Here is a 14,981-nt window from a genome sequence, read left to right on the forward strand (position 1 = left end):
ACGCGGCCGCCCGATCGCATCGGGCGGCCCGTGATCAGATTGGATGCTTAAGGATCGGTCGTCTCGACCGTTTCCTCGTTGCTGGCCCTGCCGGCCGGACTGGCCGGGGCTGCCGGCCGGGGGACGCTGCCGCTCTTGCGCGGCAATTCCGCCGGTGCCACCACACCCATCGAGACGATGTACTTGAGCGCGGCGTCGACGGTCATGTCGAGTTCGATGGTGTCGGCCTTGGGCATCATCAGGAAGAAGCCCGAGGTCGGATTCGGCGTGGTCGGCACGTAGACGCTGACGTATTCGCCCTGCAGGTGGTTCTGCACGTCGCCGCCGGGGCGCCCGGTCAGGAAGGCGATGGTCCACGAGCCCTCGCGCGGGTACTGCACCAGCAGCGCCTTGCGGAAGGCATTGCCCGAGGACGACAGCAGCGTGTCCGAGACCTGCTTGACGCTGGTGTAGATCGGGCCCACCACCGGGATATGGCCCAGCAGCGCTTCCCACCAGCGCACCAGGCGCTGGCCGATGAAGTTATGCGCCAGCAGGCCGACCAGCAGGATGACCAGCAGCGTCAGGATGGCGCCCAGACCGGTCACGCGCTTGCCGAACATCAGCCGGTCCGGGCGCCAAGCCTCGGGCAGCAGCGCCAGGCTCTGGTCCATCGTGCCGATGATCAGGCTGAGCACCCACAGCGTGATGCCCAGCGGCACCAGCACCAGCAGCCCGGTCAGGAACCAGGTTTTCAGGGCGGAAGTCTTCTTGGCAACCACGGGGCGGGTCCGGCTCAATGGCAGGCGCAGGCGCTGCCGCAGCCGCCGGCGGCCGCGGGGGTGGCCGAAGCGGACGAGGCAGGACTGGCCGGCGATTCAGCCGCCGCCGGGGCGCTGGCCGCCGCTGCAGCGGCGCCACCCGCGGCGCCGGTCGCTGCCGGCGCGCTGGCGCCGCCGCGGAAGTCGGTCACGTACCAGCCCGAGCCCTTGAGCTGGAAACCAGCAGCGGTCAGCTGTTTCTTGAACGCGCCGGCGGCGCCGCACGACGGGCAGTCCGGCAGCGGGGCATCGCTCATTTTCTGCAGCACATCGCGCCCGTGGCCGCAGGCGTCGCAACGGTAGGCATAGATCGGCATGGTGTTATTTCGCGAGAAAACTTCGGAATCGGTACAAAGGCGGACATCGCCGCGGGCCATGGCGGCTGCGGGAAATTCCCGCGCGACGATGCAAAGCCTTGAATTATAAACCGTTCCGGGGCTGCCTGATTGCCGGAAATGAGGGGGTTGCGGACCCCCGGGCGTCAGGCGATATGGACTTCCTTAACCGGCGCGTGATCTGCAATCCACTGCGGCAGCAGTGAACCGATCACCATGCCGCTGATCGAGAACAGCAGGCCCACCAATTGCGGCGGCACCACGGCATCGGCAAAGGCCACCTCGCAGGTCAGCCAGGAAGACAGGCCCAGCAGGATCGCCGCCAGCCCGCCCTGGCGGGTGGCGTGCTTCCAGAACATGCCGAAGGCCAATGGCACGAAGGACGAGACCAAAGTGACCTTATAGGCATTTTCAACCATATGGAAGATCGACAGGTGCGAGTTGAGCGCGAACAGCGTCACCACCGCGGTGAACACCAGCACCACGGCCTGCATCACGCGCAGGAACTGCCGGTCGTCGAGGTGGCGGAAGTACGGGCGCAGGATGTTCTCGGCAAAGGTCACCGATGGCGCCAGCAGCGTGGCCGAGGCGCAACTCTTGATCGCCGACAGCAGCGCGCCGAAGAACATCACCTGGGCGAACATGGGCGCGTGCTGCAGGATCAGCTGCGGCAGGATCAGCTGCGAATCGGTGTCGATGTACTTGGCCACCATGCCGGGGTCGATCATCGTGGCCGAATACGCCAGGAACATCGGGATAAAGGCAAAGCAGAAGTACAGCACGCCGCCCAGCACCGAGGCGCGCCCGGCGATCTGCTCGGTGCGCGACGAGGTCACGCGCTGGAACACGTCCTGCTGCGGGATCGAGCCCAGCATCATGGTGAACAGCGCCGCCGCAAAGCCGATGATCTGGATGAGATCCAGCGACGGCAGGAACTCGAACTTGCCGGCCGCGGCCGCGTGCGACACCACCGCCGTGACGCCGCCGGCCTGGCCGCTGACCTCGTAGCCGATATAGAGCATGCCGATCACGATGATGATCATCTGGATGAAGTCGGTGATGGCCACCGACCACATGCCGCCGAACAGCGTATAGACCAGCACGCTGGCGGCGCCGATCATCATGCCGGCCTCCTGCGACAGCGCGCCGTCCGAGACGGTATAGAACACCAGCCCAAGCGCCTTGATCTGCGCCGCCACCCAGCCCAGGTAGGACACCACGATGCACAGCGTGGTCAACACCTCGGCCAGTCGGCCATAGCGGTTGTGGTAGTAGTCGCCGATGGTCAGCAAGTTCATCCGGTACAGCGGCCGGGCGAAGAACAGGCCCACCAGGATCAGGCACAGCGACGAGCCGAAGGGGTCGGAGACCACGCCCGACAGGCCTTCCTTGAGAAATACCGCGGGGATGCCCAGCACCGTCTCGGAGCCGAACCAGGTGGCGAAGACGGTGGCGGTGACGATATGGAACGGCAGGCTGCGCCCGGCGACGGCGAAATCGGTGGTGTTGCGTACGCGCAGCGCCGCCCACAGGCCGATGCCGACCGAGATTACCCAGTAGATGATGACGAACCAGATCAGCATGCCGCTGCCCTATGCAGAAAGTGCCCTTGTGGCGAGAAACCGAATGCCGGGCGGCGCATGGGTGCACGTTGCTTGCGCGCATCTGCCCGGAGTCCAATTCATCGGTCGGGGCCGCATATCGAGCTGCCTGGAGTTCTCGCGCTGGGCGGAAAACGGGGCCGGGGCTGCGGTCGTAGCCGAATCAAAACGCGGATTATAGCGACGCAGACCAGCGTGGGCGAAAAAAATTCCCCGCTGGCGCAAATGCGCCACGCGGAGCATCGCCTGCGCCACAAGGGCTGGCCGGCGGCTGGTTCAGCCGGACCGGCGGCGCCAGACCTGCCAGCGCTCCTGCCCCTGGAACACCGGCAGCGGCGCAGCCGAGGGCCGGTCCTCAAGCTGCTCGAAGGCCGGTGCCAGCAGCGCGTCCAGTTCCTCGGCCGGCATCGCGAACGGCGGCCCGCCGCAGTTTTCGCCCAGGTAGAAGTAGCCGGCCAGCAGGCCGCCCGGCGCCAGCAGTTGCGCGACCCGGGCGGCATAGTCAGCCCGCATCGCCGGCGGCAGCGCGCACAGGAAGGCCCGTTCGTAGATCAGCTCGCACGCCGGCTGCGGCGTGAAGGCAAAGAAATCGGCCTGCTGCACCACTACCCCCGCCGGCCCCAGCGTCCGCCGCGCCGACGCGACCGCCTGTGGCGAGAAGTCGATTGCCGTCACCGGCCAGCCACGCTCGAACAGCCACGCGGCCTCCCAGCCGTTGCCACAGCCTGGCACCAGGGTCGGGCATGGCGCGCGGCCTTCAATGAACTGCCGGAATTCATCGGGCACGCCGCCCTGGTCCCAGGGCGTGAAGCCCTGTTCGAAACGCTCGTCCCAGAACGCCGGGTCGGCGGCGTTGCGGGTGGCAAAGGTCGGCGCAGGCTCGGCGGTGTCGCTCATGGTCATCTCTGATGGATCAGTCCCGGGTGCGCTACCAGTAGCCGGCCCAGCCCAGCACATGGGTCAGCACGATGCCGGCGACAAAGCCGCCCAGCAACAGCAGCCCGGTGCCGAGCAGCCGGTTGGTGCGGCGCTGCTCCACCACCAGCATCGCCAGCAGCTTGTCCTGCTCGCCGTTGCTGGTCAGCGCGCGCCGCTCCAGGAACTGGTGCGCCAGGCGCGGGAAGTCGGGCAGCATCTTGGCCCACAGCGGCGCCTCCACCTTGACCCGCTCCCAGGCGCCCTTCCAGCCCACCTGCTCGTGCATCCAGCGCTCCAGGAAAGGCTTGGCGGTCTTCCACAGGTCCAGGTCGGGGTCGAGCTGGCGGCCCAGGCCTTCGATATTGAGCAGCGTCTTCTGCAGCAGCACCAGCTGCGGCTGGATCTCGACATTGAAGCGGCGCGAGGTCTGGAACAGCCGCATCAGCACCATGCCCAGCGAGATTTCCTTCAGCGGCTTGTCGAAGTACGGCTCGCAGCAGGCGCGCACCGCGCTTTCCAGCTCTTCGACGCGGGTATCGGGCGGCACCCAGCCGGACTCCACGTGCAGCAGCGCCACGCGGTGGTAGTCGCGCCGGAAGAAGGCGATGAAATTCTGCGCCAGGTAGTTCTTGTCGAACTCGGACAGCGCGCCGACGATGCCGAAGTCCAGCGCGATATAGCGGCCGAAGGACTCGGGCTGCACCGACACCAGGATATTGCCCGGGTGCATGTCGGCATGGAAGAAACCATCGCGGAACACCTGGGTGAAGAAGATCTCGACGCCCTCTTCCGCCAGGTGGTGCATGTCCACGCCGGCGGCCTTGAGCGACTCAGTGCGCGAGATCGGGATGCCGTGCATGCGCTCCATCACGAACACGGTGCTGCTGCACCAGTCCCAGAACACCTCGGGCACCAGCAGCAGGCTGGTGTCGGCAAAGTTGCGGCGCAGCTGGCTGGCATTGGCCGCCTCGATCATCAGGTCGAGTTCGTCGTGCAGGTATTTGTCGAACTCGGCCACCACCTCGCGCGGCTTCAGGCGCTTGCCGTCGGCCCAGAAGCGTTCCAGCCAGGTGGCCATGTCGCGCATCAGCGCCAGGTCGCTGTCGATCACCGGCAGCATGCCCGGGCGCAGCACCTTCACCGCGACCTCGCGGCCGTGGCAGGGGCCGCCCTTGAGCGTGGCGAAGTGCACCTGCGCGATCGAGGCGCTGGCCACCGGCTGGTGCTCGAAGGTCTCGAACAGCTGGTCCAGTGGCCGCCCCAGCGCGCGCTCGATGATCTTCACCGCCACCACCGAATCGAACGGCGGCACCTGGTCCTGCAGCTTGGCCAGTTCATCGGCAATGTCCGCCGGCATCAGGTCGCGCCGGGTCGACAGCACCTGGCCGAACTTGACGAAGATCGGGCCCAGCCGCGTCAGCGCCAGCCGCAGGCGCTCGCCGCGCGGCATGTCGAGCTTGCGCCCGATGGTGATGACGCTCACCAGGAAGCGGATCCGGCGGCTGCGGAAGCCGGAGAGCACCAGCTCGTCCAGGCCATAGTAGAGGATGACGAAGAGAATTTTGCCAAGGCGCAGGAGGCGGGTCATTCGGGAGTCTTCACAGGGCCGGGCAGGCAGTCACGTTAGTGGTGGATGGGATCGGGGGGCGGCCGGCTCAGCGGTGCGGCGACGGCAGCTTGCCGGACTGGCCGGATGCCGGCGGCGGGACGACGCGCTCCAGCCGCTCCAGCCGTTTTTCGAGCCGGGCCAGGCTGTCGCGCAGCCGGCCCACGTCGGCGCCGAAGGCATCGAGCGCGGCGTGGCGCACCAGGGTCGGATGCTCGTCCAGCAGGTAGTCGGTGACGTTGTCGACCAGGGCGCGGCCAACGCGCGTGGCCTGCTCATGCACCTGGCGCGCGCCATCGACCACGCGCTGCGCCACGCTGTCGCTCACCGGCCCGCCCAGGATGCCGCGCAGCGCGCGCGACAGGTCTTCGGCGGCGTCCCAGCGCAGGTTGCGCGCCAGCGTCGAGACGGTGTTGGCCAGCTCGGCGTCGCCCTCGATGCGTACATGGCGCATGGCGGCGGCCTGGCCGCCTTCGGCCACGTCGGCGGCCACCAGCGGCCACTGCTGCACCGGCACGCGCAGCGTCACTGCGGGCGCCTCGGCCTCTGGCGCCGGTTCGGTGCAGCCGTGTTCGGTCACCTTCAGCGACAGCACGAAGGCGGCGGCATCGAAGCGGATCACGCGCCCGGCAAACGGCGTGAGCTGGTTGCGGGCCCACGGCTCCTGCTCAAGCAGGTGGTTCAGCGCCGAGATGGCGGGCATGGCCAGGGCGGAAGGCAGAGTATTCATGACAGCGCGGTTGGCGGGCAGGCAGCGACGCCGCACGTCGGGCGTCCCAAACAAAAAAGGCCCACGCTTTCACGTGGGCCTCCATTCTAAGCTACTCCCCCCGGCGCATCACCGCCGCGGGGTGCGGCATCAGGACTCTTGCTGGATGCCGGCCAGCAGCCAGCCGCCGGTGCCGCTGGCAGGCTTGGCCAGGTTCCAGACCTCGCCGAACGGCTGGGCCGCCTCGCCGGACTTCTCGCGGATCATGCCCGAGAAGCGCACGCTGGCGATATGCTGGGCCGCGGCCGACTCGATGCCGAGCAGCTGGGCTTCCAGCGTGACCACGTCGGTCTTGTTGACCTCGGCGCCGCGCTCGGCCAGGTCCATCTTGATCTCGGCGAACATCTCCGGCGTGGTGAATTCGCGGATGTCGTCCAGGTTGCCGGCATCCCACGCGGCCTGCAGGCGCACAAAGTGGACCTTGGCGTTGCGCAGGAAGGCTTCGGTGTCGAAGTCTGCCGGCACGCCCCACGGCTGCTGGGCCACGGCACCGGCGGCCACCGCCGCGCCAGCCGCAGCCGCAGCCGGCATCACCGTGCCGGAGGCCGGGCTGGTGGACGGGGTAACCGACGGGCTGACCGAAGGCGCGGACTCGCGCAGCATGGGCTCGGCGTTGCGGTCCAGGTTCGGCGCGTTGCCGGCACCGGCGTAGGCCGGCTGCTGGGTGCGCTTGCTGCCGCCACGGAACTTGCGGATCAGCCAGATCGCCGCGAACGCGACCAGCGCGATCAGGATCAGGTTGGACAGGAAGCCCAACGCCGCGCCGCCCAGGCCGAAGTGCGACAGCAGCCAGCCGATACCCAGGCCGGCGGCGATGCCGCCCAGGATGCCGCCCCAGTTGCGCTTGGGGGCTGCCGCGGCAGCCGCGCCAGCGGCGCCAGCCGTAGCCGGGGCTGCCTGATTAGGCTGCTGGGCCGGTTGCTGGGTCGGCGAAGTGGGCTGCGGCGCCTGCTGGCGCTGCTGCGTGACCGTCGACGACTGCTTGCCGACGCTGCGCGAACCGCCCATGCGCTTGGCATTGGCGTCGAACACCATCCCGAAGGCAATCGCGGTAATCAGCGACCCAACCAGGAATTTTCCACGAAATGACGACATATTCTGCTATCCCCTGTCAGTTTCACCCTATATGCGGGCGAGGCATGGCGATTTCAAGTCTTCTTAATACTTGCGCCCGACGTGGAGCGCCACCACTCCGGCCGTCAGATTGAAGTATTCGACATTTTCCAGGCCGGCATGTTCCATCAAGCGTACAAGTGAAGCCTGGTCCGGATGCATTCTGATCGATTCCGCGAGATAGCGATAGCTGGGGGCATCCCCTGCCACCCGCTCACCCAGCCACGGCAGCACCTTGAAAGAATAGACGTCATAGGCCTTCTCCAGGGGTTTCCACACCTTGGAGAATTCCAGCACCATGACCTTGCCGCCCGGCTTGACCACCCGGCGCATCTCGGCCAGCGCGGCGTCCTTGTGCGTCATGTTGCGCAGGCCGAAGGCCACGATCACCAGGTCGAAGTGGTTGTCCGGGAACGGGATGCGCTCGGCGTCGCACAGGCACACCGGGGTGACGATCCCCTTGTTCAGCAGCCGGTCGCGGCCCACGCGCAGCATCGACTCGTTGATGTCGGTCAGCCAGACCTCGCCGGTCGGGCCGGCCTGCCTGGCGAACGCCTTGGCCAGGTCGCCGGTGCCGCCGGCGATATCCAGCACCTTGTGGCCGGGGCGCACGCCGGCCTGGGCGATGGTGAACATCTTCCAGAGCCGGTGCATGCCGCCCGACATCAGGTCGTTCATCACGTCGTACCTGCTCGCCACCGAATGGAATACGCCGGCAACCTTGTCGGCCTTTTCCGCTTCGTCGACCTTTTCAAACCCGAAGTGGGTTTCACTCATCTTTCAGACTCCAGGGTAATCGGTTCGGCGCGGCTCAGTGATGGCCGCAGCCGTGGCCGCCGGCAGCGCCAGCGGCGGGCATCGGGGTGTCACGGTCGGCGCCGGCGGCTTCCAGGCGCTGCAGGTAGTCCTGCCAGAGCGCATCCTGGTTGTCGCCGAGGCGGTACAGCAGGTCCCAGGAATAGATGCCGGTGTCGTGGCCGTCGGTAAAGCGGATCAGGATGGCGTAGTTGCCGACCGGCTCGACCGCGTTGACGCCCACCTCGCGCTTGCCGGTCTGCAGCACTTCCTGCCCCGGGCCGTGGCCCTGGACTTCAGCGGACGGCGAATACACGCGCAGCAGCTCGAACGGCAGCCGGAAGCTGCGGCCGTTGTCGAAGCCGATCTCCAGCACGCGGGATTGCGTGTGGACCGTCAGCGCGGTGGGATGGGGAGTGTCTTTGTCCAGGCCTGCCATGATGATCGCAGCCCGTGCTACGGGCGCCCTCGATAGGTGATTTCAGCGTGACGGGACCAGTGCGGCGGTGCAGATGCCATGCCCCGTCACGCTTCGCATACGACCCGATAGCTTACCCCAGGCATGCCGGCTTGCGCAGCCTGCTCCGCCTCGCCGTCCTGCGGCACGTAGCGCAGGCGCCGGGCATGGTAGGCCGCCACGGTGCTGCGGTGGGCGATGCTGACGATGGCGGCGCCCGGCAGCGACTCCACCATCAGCTCGTACATGGCGCCTTCGGTTTCCTCGTCGAGCGCGCTGGTGGCCTCGTCCAGGAACAGGTAATCGGGCTTCTGCAGCAGCGCGCGCGCAAAGGCCAGCCGCTGCTGCTCGCCCGGCGACAGCCGCAGCGACCAGTTGTCGAACACGTCGAGCTGGTCCGCCAGCGCGGCCAGCCGCGCCTGGCGCAGCGCCGCCTGCAGCGCCTCCTTGTCGTGTGCGGTGCCGGCGTCCGGGTAGGCCAGCGCATCGGCCAGCGTGCCGATCGGCAGGTAGCTGCGCTGCGGCAGGAACAGCATGCGCGCGCCTTCGGGCATGGTTACGGTGCCGCTGCCGTACGGCCAGATCCCGGCCAGCGCGCGGAACAGCACGCTCTTGCCGCAGCCCGACGGGCCGCTGACCAGCCAGCGCTCGCCCGGCGCCACCGACAGCGAGAACGGCGCCACCAGCGGCCGCTTGCCCACCGCCGCGCTGTGCGCGGCGCGCACCGGCAGCGCCAGCGCCAGGCCGTCGACGCTGATGCCGGCCTGCGGCTGGCCGGTGTATGCCACTTCAATATCGCGCATGCCGTCCGGCGACTCATCCTGGCGCTCGGCCACGCGGATCGCTTCCTGGAAGTCGATCAGGCGGTTGGACGCCGCCTTCCAGCCCACCAGCGTGGCATAGCTGTCGACAAACCACGACAGCGCACCCTGCACCTGGCCGAAGGCGGAGCTGGTCTGCATCAGCCCGCCCAGCGTCATCTTGCCGGCGAAGTAGCGCGGCGCCGCCACCAGGATCGGGAAGATGATGGCAAACTGGGCATAGCCGGAGCTGACAAAGGTCAGTCGCCGCGTATAGCGCATCAACTGGTTCCAGTTGGCTCGGATGCGGTCGAAGCGCGCACGCAGGCCGGCCTGCTCGGTCGGCTCGCCGCGATACAGCGCCACCGGCTCGCTGTTCTCGCGCAGGCGCACCAGCGTGAAACGGAAATCCGCCTCGTACTGTTCCTGCTGGAAGTTCAGGCCGATCAGCGGGCGGCCAACCACGTGCGCCACCAGCGAGCCGATCACCGCATAGCCCGCCGCGAACCACACCATATAACCGGGGATGGTCCATTCGGTGCCGCCCATTGCAAAGCTGATCGGCCCAGATACCGTCCACAGGATGCCGACGAAGGACAGCAGCGTCACCACCGAGTTGAGCAGCCCGAGCGACAACGACAGCGCGCCATCCGTGAACTGGCGCAGATCGTCGGCGATACGCTGGTCAGGGTTATCGGTGGTGTGGGTCTGCTCGATGCGGTAATAGGCCTGGTGCCCGAGCCAGTGGCCCATGAAGCGGCCGGTCATCCAGGTACGCCAGCGCATCTGCAGCATCATGGTGTAGTACTGGCGCGAGATCGCCGCCACGATGAAGAACGCCGCGATCCACGAGAAGCGCAGCAGCAGCACCTTGAACGAGGCGTAGTCGCGCTGCTCCAGCGCGTTGTAGAACACGCGGTTCCACTCGTTGAGCAGCACGTTGATATAGACGATGCCGAGGTTGAGCACGACCACCAGGGCCAGCAGGCCAAGCCCGGCGACGCGGTCGTCGGATTTCCAGTAAGGCTTGATCAGCGCCCAGGTGGCGGCCATGCGCAGCCGGCTCTGGATCTTGAGGGCCCTGGCAGGGACGGCTGGGCCCGGTACGGTGACGGAGGTCGGAGTGGAGGACATAGCGGCAGCGCTTGGCCCGTCAGCGGATGCCGGCCGGGCTTGTTGTTCTGGATACCGTGGCGGCAGGCCACGGCGGCAACAGCATTCGGACGGTCACGGCCAGGCGTGGGTTCCGCGCGCCCCTCACGCGTCGCCGGCTTCGAGCAGCGAAAGCGCCGTACGCAGCGCCGGCAGCCGGCTGGCCAGTTCCTGCACGCGCACGGCATCCGCGGCGCGCTGCGGCGCGGCCCAGATCGCCTCGGGGAAATGGGTGTCCCAACGATAGCGCGGGATGATGTGCCAGTGCAGGTGCGGCACCATATTGCCGAAGGCCGCCAGGTTGACCTTGTCCGGCGTCATCACCTCGCGCACCACCCGTTCGACACGTGCGACCAGCCGCATCAGCCAGGCCTGGTCGGCATCGTCCAGGTCGCTGAACTCGGCCACATGGTCGTTCCAGACAATGCGGCAGAAGCCCGGGAAGCGGTCGTGCTCGACCAGGATCAGCCGGGCGCGGTCGCCCATCCAGACCAGTTCGCCGCCGTCGGTCTCGCAGAGCGGGCAGTTGGGAGCGCGCGTCATGGCGTTGGCTTACACCAGCACGCGTTCGATGCCACCGGCGTTGGCCTTGGCCACGTACTCCGGCATCCAGTTCTCGCCCAGCAGGTGCTTGGCCATCTCGATGACAATGTAGTCCGCCTGCACCGTGGCATCTTCCTTGTAGCGCGACAGCCCCTGCAGGCACGACGGGCAGCTGGTCAGGATCTTGACGTCGCCGGTGAAGCCGTCGGCACGCAGCTTGTCGGCGCCCCTGGTCATTTCCTCTTCCTTGCGGAAGCGGACCTGGGTCGAGATGTCCGGGCGGGTCACCGCCAGCGTGCCCGACTCGCCGCAGCAGCGCTCGTTCTTCTCGATCTTGCCCAGACCGGTGTTGCCGCCCATCAGGTCGTTGACCAGCTTGGTCGGGTCCATGGTCTTGATCGGGGTATGGCAGGGATCGTGGTACATGTAGCGCGTACCGGTCACGCCTTCCAGCTTCACGCCCTTCTCGAGCAGGTATTCGTGGATGTCGATGATGCGGCAGCCCGGGAAGATCTTGTCGAATTCATACCCGGCGAGCTGGTCGTAGCAGGTGCCGCAGCTGACCACCACGGTCTTGATGTCGAGGTAGTTCAGCGTGTTGGCCACGCGGTGGAACAGCACGCGGTTGTCGGTGACGATCTTCTCGGCCTTGTCGTACTGGCCGTTGCCGCGCTGCGGATAGCCGCAGCACAGGTAGCCCGGCGGCAGCACGGTCTGCACGCCGACGTGCCACAGCATCGCCTGCGTGGCCAGCCCCACCTGCGAGAACAGCCGCTCCGAGCCGCAGCCCGGGAAGTAGAACACCGCTTCCGTTTCCGGCGTGGTCGCCTTCGGGTCGCGGATGATCGGCACGATCTCGTTGTCTTCGATGTCGAGCAGCGCGCGCGCGGTCTTCTTGGGCAGGTTGCCCGGCATCTTCTTGTTGATGAAGTGGATCACCTGCTCGCGCACCGGCGGCTTGCCCACGGTTGCGGGCGGATGCGCGGTCTGCTTCTTGGCGAACTTCTTCAGCACGTCGTTGCCCAGGCGCTGCGCCTTGTAGCCCCAGTCGATCATGACCTTGCGGGTCAGGTTGATGGTCTCGGGATTGGTGGCGTTGAGGAAGAACATCGACGCCGCGGTGCCGGGGTTGAACTTCTTCTGCCCCATCTTGCGCAGCAGGTTGCGCATGTTCATCGACACGTCGCCGAAGTCGATCTTGACCGGGCACGGCGTCACGCACTTGTGGCACACGGTGCAGTGGTCGGCCACGTCGGAGAACTCGTCCCAGTGCTTGACCGAGATGCCGCGGCGGGTCTGCTCTTCATACAGGAAGGCCTCGATCAGCAGCGAGGTCGCCAGGATCTTGTTGCGCGGGCTGTACAGCAGGTTGGCGCGCGGCACGTGCGTGGCACACACCGGCTTGCACTTGCCGCAGCGCAGGCAGTCCTTGACGCTCTCGGCGATGGCGCCGATATCGCTCTGCTGCATGATGATCGACTCATGCCCCATCAGGCCGAACGACGGCGTGTAGGCATTGCGCAGGTCGGCGCCGGGCAGCAGCTTGCCCTTGTTGAAGCGGCCTTGCGGGTCGACCTTGGCCTTGTAGGCACGGAAGTCGCCGATCTCTTCCTCGGTGAGGAATTCCAGCTTGGTGATGCCGATGCCGTGCTCGCCCGAGATCACGCCGTCGAGCGAACGCGCCAGCGCCATGATGCGGGCCACCGCGCGGTGCGCGTCCTGCAGCATGTCGTAGTCGTCGGAGTTCACCGGGATGTTGGTGTGCACGTTGCCGTCGCCGGCATGCATGTGCAGCGCCACGAAGACGCGGCCACGCAGCACCTGCTTGTGGATCTTCTGGGCCTCGTCCAGGATCGGCTTGAACTCGCCGCCGTTGAAGATCTTGCGCAGCTCGGCGCGGATCTCGTTCTTCCACGACACGCGGATGGTGCGGTCCTGCAGCAGGTGGAACACGGTGGCGTCAGGCTGCTGGTGCAGGCGCGCCTCGAACTCCTGCCCGAGCAGCCCCAGGCCGTGACCGATCAGCGAAGCCTTGGCCTGCGCCAGCGGCACGTCCATATGGTCCTGCAGGTAGCGCCAGCGCGCGCGGATCTCGCGCATGAGCGTCAGCGCGTGCTGCACGCGGTCTTCCAGCAGCTCGGCGCTGGGGATCTCGTTGGCGTCGTCGCTGCGGCCCAGCGGCAGGTTGCCACGCGCGAAGAACGCTTCCAGCGCGTCGACCAGCTTGAGCTTGCTCTTGATCGACAGCTCGATATTGATGCGCTCGATGCCGTCGGTGTACTCGCCCATCCGGTTCAGCGGAATCACCACGTCTTCATTGATCTTGAAGGCGTTGGTGTGCTTGGCAATCGCCGCGGTACGCGAACGGTCGAGCCAGAATTTCTTGCGCGCCTCCGGGCTGACGGCGATAAAGCCTTCGCCGCTCTTGCCGTTGGCCATGCGGATCACTTCCGAGGTGGCACGCGCCACGGCGTCTTCATCGTCGCCGACGATATCGCCGATCAGCACCATCTTCGGGAAGGCGTTGCGCTTGCTCTTGGTGGCATAGCCCACCGCGCGCAGGTAGCGCTCGTCCAGGTGCTCCAGCCCGGCCAGGATGGCGCCGCCGGGCTTTTTCGTCTCCGCATCAAGGAAGTCCTTGATCTCGACGATGCTGGGGATGGCGTCGCGCGCCTGGCCGAAGAACTCCAGGCACACCGTGCGGATGTGCTTCGGCATGCGGTGCAGGATCCAGCGCGCGCTGGTGATGATGCCGTCGCAGCCTTCCTTCTGCACGCCCGGCAGGCCGGCCAGGAACTTGTCGGTGACGTCCTTGCCCAGGCCTTCCTTGCGGAACTTGCGGCCCTCGATGGCCAGCGTCTCGGTGCGCAGCACCTTCTCGCCCGGGGCGCGGTTGCCGTCGGACCACTTCAGCTCGAAGGTGGCCACCGGCACGTCATGGATCTTGCCCAGGTTGTGGTCCAGCCGGGTGATCTCCAGCCAGTTGCCTTCCGGGTCCACCATGCGCCACCAGGCCAGGTTGTCCAGCGCGGTGCCCCACAGCACGGCCTTCTTGCCGCCGGCGTTCATGGCCACGTTGCCGCCGATGCACGAGGCATCGATCGAGGTCGGGTCGACCGCGAACACCAGGCCGGCCTTGTCGGCCGCATCGGCCACGCGGCGCGTCACCACGCCGGCGCCGGAGAAGATGGTCGCAACCTTATGCGACACGCCGGGCAAGTCGCTCTGCTCGACCGGGCCGAGCTGCTCCAGCTTCTCGGTATTGATCACCGCGCTCATCGGCGTCAGCGGCACGGCGCCGCCGGTGTAGCCGGTGCCGCCTCCGCGCGGGATGATGGTCAGGCCCAGCTCGAAGCAGCCCTTGACCAGGCCGGCAATCTCTTCCTCGGTATCCGGCGTCAGCACGACAAACGGATATTCCACGCGCCAGTCGGTGGCGTCGGTCACGTGCGAGACGCGCGACAGGCCGTCGAACTTGATGTTGTCCTTCTGCGTGACCTTGCCCAGCACGCGCTGGGCGCGCTTGCGCAGGTCATAGGCCGCGGCGAATTCGTTCTTGAAGTCCTCGATCGCCTGCTTGGCGAAGGCGACCAGCTGCTCCACGCGGTGCGAGCGGTCCTCGGCGGCGGGCTCGGCGTGCTCGGCACGGTCGGCGGCGCGGCGCTTCTCGATCTCGTTCAGGCGGTGGTGCAGCGCGGTGACCAGCATCTGGCGGCGCTTGGGATTCTCCAGCAGGTCGTCCTGCAGGTAGGGATTGCGGCGGACCACCCAGATATCGCCCAGCACCTCGTACAGCATGCGGGCCGAGCGGCCGGTGCGGCGCTCGCTGCGCAACTCGTCCAGGATGCGCCAGGCTTCCTCGCCGAGCAGGCGGATGACAATCTCGCGGTCCGAGAAGGACGTGTAGTTATAGGGAATTTCACGCAGGCGCGGCGGGGCGTCCTGCGCGGCGAGCTTGGCGTCGAGCACGAGTGGGGCGTTCATTGGGGGACCGCTTCCTGCTGCGCACGGGGACAGTGCGCGAATCGTTCATTAAAGGGCGATTGTACTGCAAGGCCCGGTTTCGCCGCACCGCAACATCGAGGAATCCTT

12 protein-coding genes are annotated in these 14,981 nt (G+C 67.0%); all 12 read right to left on the reverse strand.

Annotated features, from left to right (window positions below; genetic code table 11):
• Positions 1–47: 47 nt before the first annotated feature.
• The 12 genes from ACW4E8_RS03175 to ACW4E8_RS03230 all read right to left on the reverse strand — a co-directional run bounded on the left by ACW4E8_RS03175 (position 48) and on the right by ACW4E8_RS03230 (position 14,873).
• Positions 48–761 carry a DUF502 domain-containing protein gene (locus tag ACW4E8_RS03175; RefSeq protein WP_456803184.1) on the reverse strand — a complete coding sequence of 238 codons (714 nt, stop codon included), beginning with the start codon at positions 759–761 and terminating at the stop codon, positions 48–50.
• Between the two features lie 14 nt (positions 762–775).
• Entirely contained in the window at positions 776–1,117 is a 342-nt protein-coding gene (locus tag ACW4E8_RS03180) for an FmdB family zinc ribbon protein (protein WP_456803185.1), read from the reverse strand.
• A gap of 164 nt (positions 1,118–1,281) precedes the next feature.
• Entirely contained in the window at positions 1,282–2,718 is a 1,437-nt protein-coding gene (locus ACW4E8_RS03185) for a sodium:solute symporter family protein (protein ID WP_456803186.1), read from the reverse strand.
• Positions 2,719–3,012: 294 nt separating this feature from the next.
• Complete coding sequence (locus ACW4E8_RS03190) at positions 3,013–3,633, reverse strand: methyltransferase domain-containing protein (RefSeq protein WP_456803187.1); 621 nt, start codon at positions 3,631–3,633, stop codon at positions 3,013–3,015.
• Positions 3,634–3,664: 31 nt separating this feature from the next.
• Positions 3,665–5,242, reverse strand: coding sequence for a ubiquinone biosynthesis regulatory protein kinase UbiB (gene ubiB / locus ACW4E8_RS03195; protein ID WP_456803188.1), 1,578 nt, complete (start codon positions 5,240–5,242; stop codon positions 3,665–3,667).
• A gap of 67 nt (positions 5,243–5,309) precedes the next feature.
• Positions 5,310–5,990, reverse strand: a complete 681-nt coding sequence (locus ACW4E8_RS03200) for a ubiquinone biosynthesis accessory factor UbiJ (protein WP_456803189.1) — start codon at positions 5,988–5,990, stop codon at positions 5,310–5,312.
• A gap of 129 nt (positions 5,991–6,119) precedes the next feature.
• Positions 6,120–7,124: a Tim44 domain-containing protein gene (locus ACW4E8_RS03205; RefSeq protein ID WP_456803190.1), complete on the reverse strand. Its 1,005-nt coding sequence runs from the start codon at positions 7,122–7,124 to the stop codon at positions 6,120–6,122.
• A 63-nt stretch (positions 7,125–7,187) separates the two neighbouring features.
• Positions 7,188–7,919, reverse strand: coding sequence for a bifunctional demethylmenaquinone methyltransferase/2-methoxy-6-polyprenyl-1,4-benzoquinol methylase UbiE (gene ubiE / locus ACW4E8_RS03210; RefSeq protein ID WP_456803191.1), 732 nt, complete (start codon positions 7,917–7,919; stop codon positions 7,188–7,190).
• Positions 7,920–7,953: 34 nt separating this feature from the next.
• Positions 7,954–8,376: a gamma-butyrobetaine hydroxylase-like domain-containing protein gene (locus ACW4E8_RS03215; protein ID WP_018314788.1), complete on the reverse strand. Its 423-nt coding sequence runs from the start codon at positions 8,374–8,376 to the stop codon at positions 7,954–7,956.
• Positions 8,377–8,462: 86 nt separating this feature from the next.
• Complete coding sequence (locus ACW4E8_RS03220; protein WP_456803192.1) at positions 8,463–10,328, reverse strand: ABC transporter ATP-binding protein/permease; 1,866 nt, start codon at positions 10,326–10,328, stop codon at positions 8,463–8,465.
• A 123-nt stretch (positions 10,329–10,451) separates the two neighbouring features.
• Positions 10,452–10,889 (reverse strand): HIT family protein, encoded by a 438-nt coding sequence (locus tag ACW4E8_RS03225; protein WP_456803193.1) that lies wholly within the window; start codon positions 10,887–10,889, stop codon positions 10,452–10,454.
• A 9-nt stretch (positions 10,890–10,898) separates the two neighbouring features.
• Positions 10,899–14,873: a DUF3683 domain-containing protein gene (locus tag ACW4E8_RS03230; RefSeq protein ID WP_456803194.1), complete on the reverse strand. Its 3,975-nt coding sequence runs from the start codon at positions 14,871–14,873 to the stop codon at positions 10,899–10,901.
• Positions 14,874–14,981 lie beyond the last annotated feature (108 nt).

It is taken from the genome of Cupriavidus sp. CP313, from assembly GCF_054072015.1.

What these genes read in the sequence shown, in the direction of transcription:
- ubiE (WP_456803191.1), bottom strand. Translation starts at nt 7,919, where the DNA reads ATGAGTGAAACCCACTTCGGGTTTGAAAAGGTCGACGAAGCGGAAAAG.
- ubiB (WP_456803188.1), bottom strand. Translation starts at nt 5,242, where the DNA reads ATGACCCGCCTCCTGCGCCTTGGCAAAATTCTCTTCGTCATCCTCTAC.
- ACW4E8_RS03230 (WP_456803194.1), bottom strand. Translation starts at nt 14,873, where the DNA reads ATGAACGCCCCACTCGTGCTCGACGCCAAGCTCGCCGCGCAGGACGCC.
- ACW4E8_RS03215 (WP_018314788.1), bottom strand. Translation starts at nt 8,376, where the DNA reads ATGGCAGGCCTGGACAAAGACACTCCCCATCCCACCGCGCTGACGGTC.
- ACW4E8_RS03185 (WP_456803186.1), bottom strand. Translation starts at nt 2,718, where the DNA reads ATGCTGATCTGGTTCGTCATCATCTACTGGGTAATCTCGGTCGGCATC.
- ACW4E8_RS03200 (WP_456803189.1), bottom strand. Translation starts at nt 5,990, where the DNA reads ATGAATACTCTGCCTTCCGCCCTGGCCATGCCCGCCATCTCGGCGCTG.
- ACW4E8_RS03205 (WP_456803190.1), bottom strand. Translation starts at nt 7,124, where the DNA reads ATGTCGTCATTTCGTGGAAAATTCCTGGTTGGGTCGCTGATTACCGCG.
- ACW4E8_RS03190 (WP_456803187.1), bottom strand. Translation starts at nt 3,633, where the DNA reads ATGAGCGACACCGCCGAGCCTGCGCCGACCTTTGCCACCCGCAACGCC.
- ACW4E8_RS03180 (WP_456803185.1), bottom strand. Translation starts at nt 1,117, where the DNA reads ATGCCGATCTATGCCTACCGTTGCGACGCCTGCGGCCACGGGCGCGAT.
- ACW4E8_RS03225 (WP_456803193.1), bottom strand. Translation starts at nt 10,889, where the DNA reads ATGACGCGCGCTCCCAACTGCCCGCTCTGCGAGACCGACGGCGGCGAA.
- ACW4E8_RS03220 (WP_456803192.1), bottom strand. Translation starts at nt 10,328, where the DNA reads ATGTCCTCCACTCCGACCTCCGTCACCGTACCGGGCCCAGCCGTCCCT.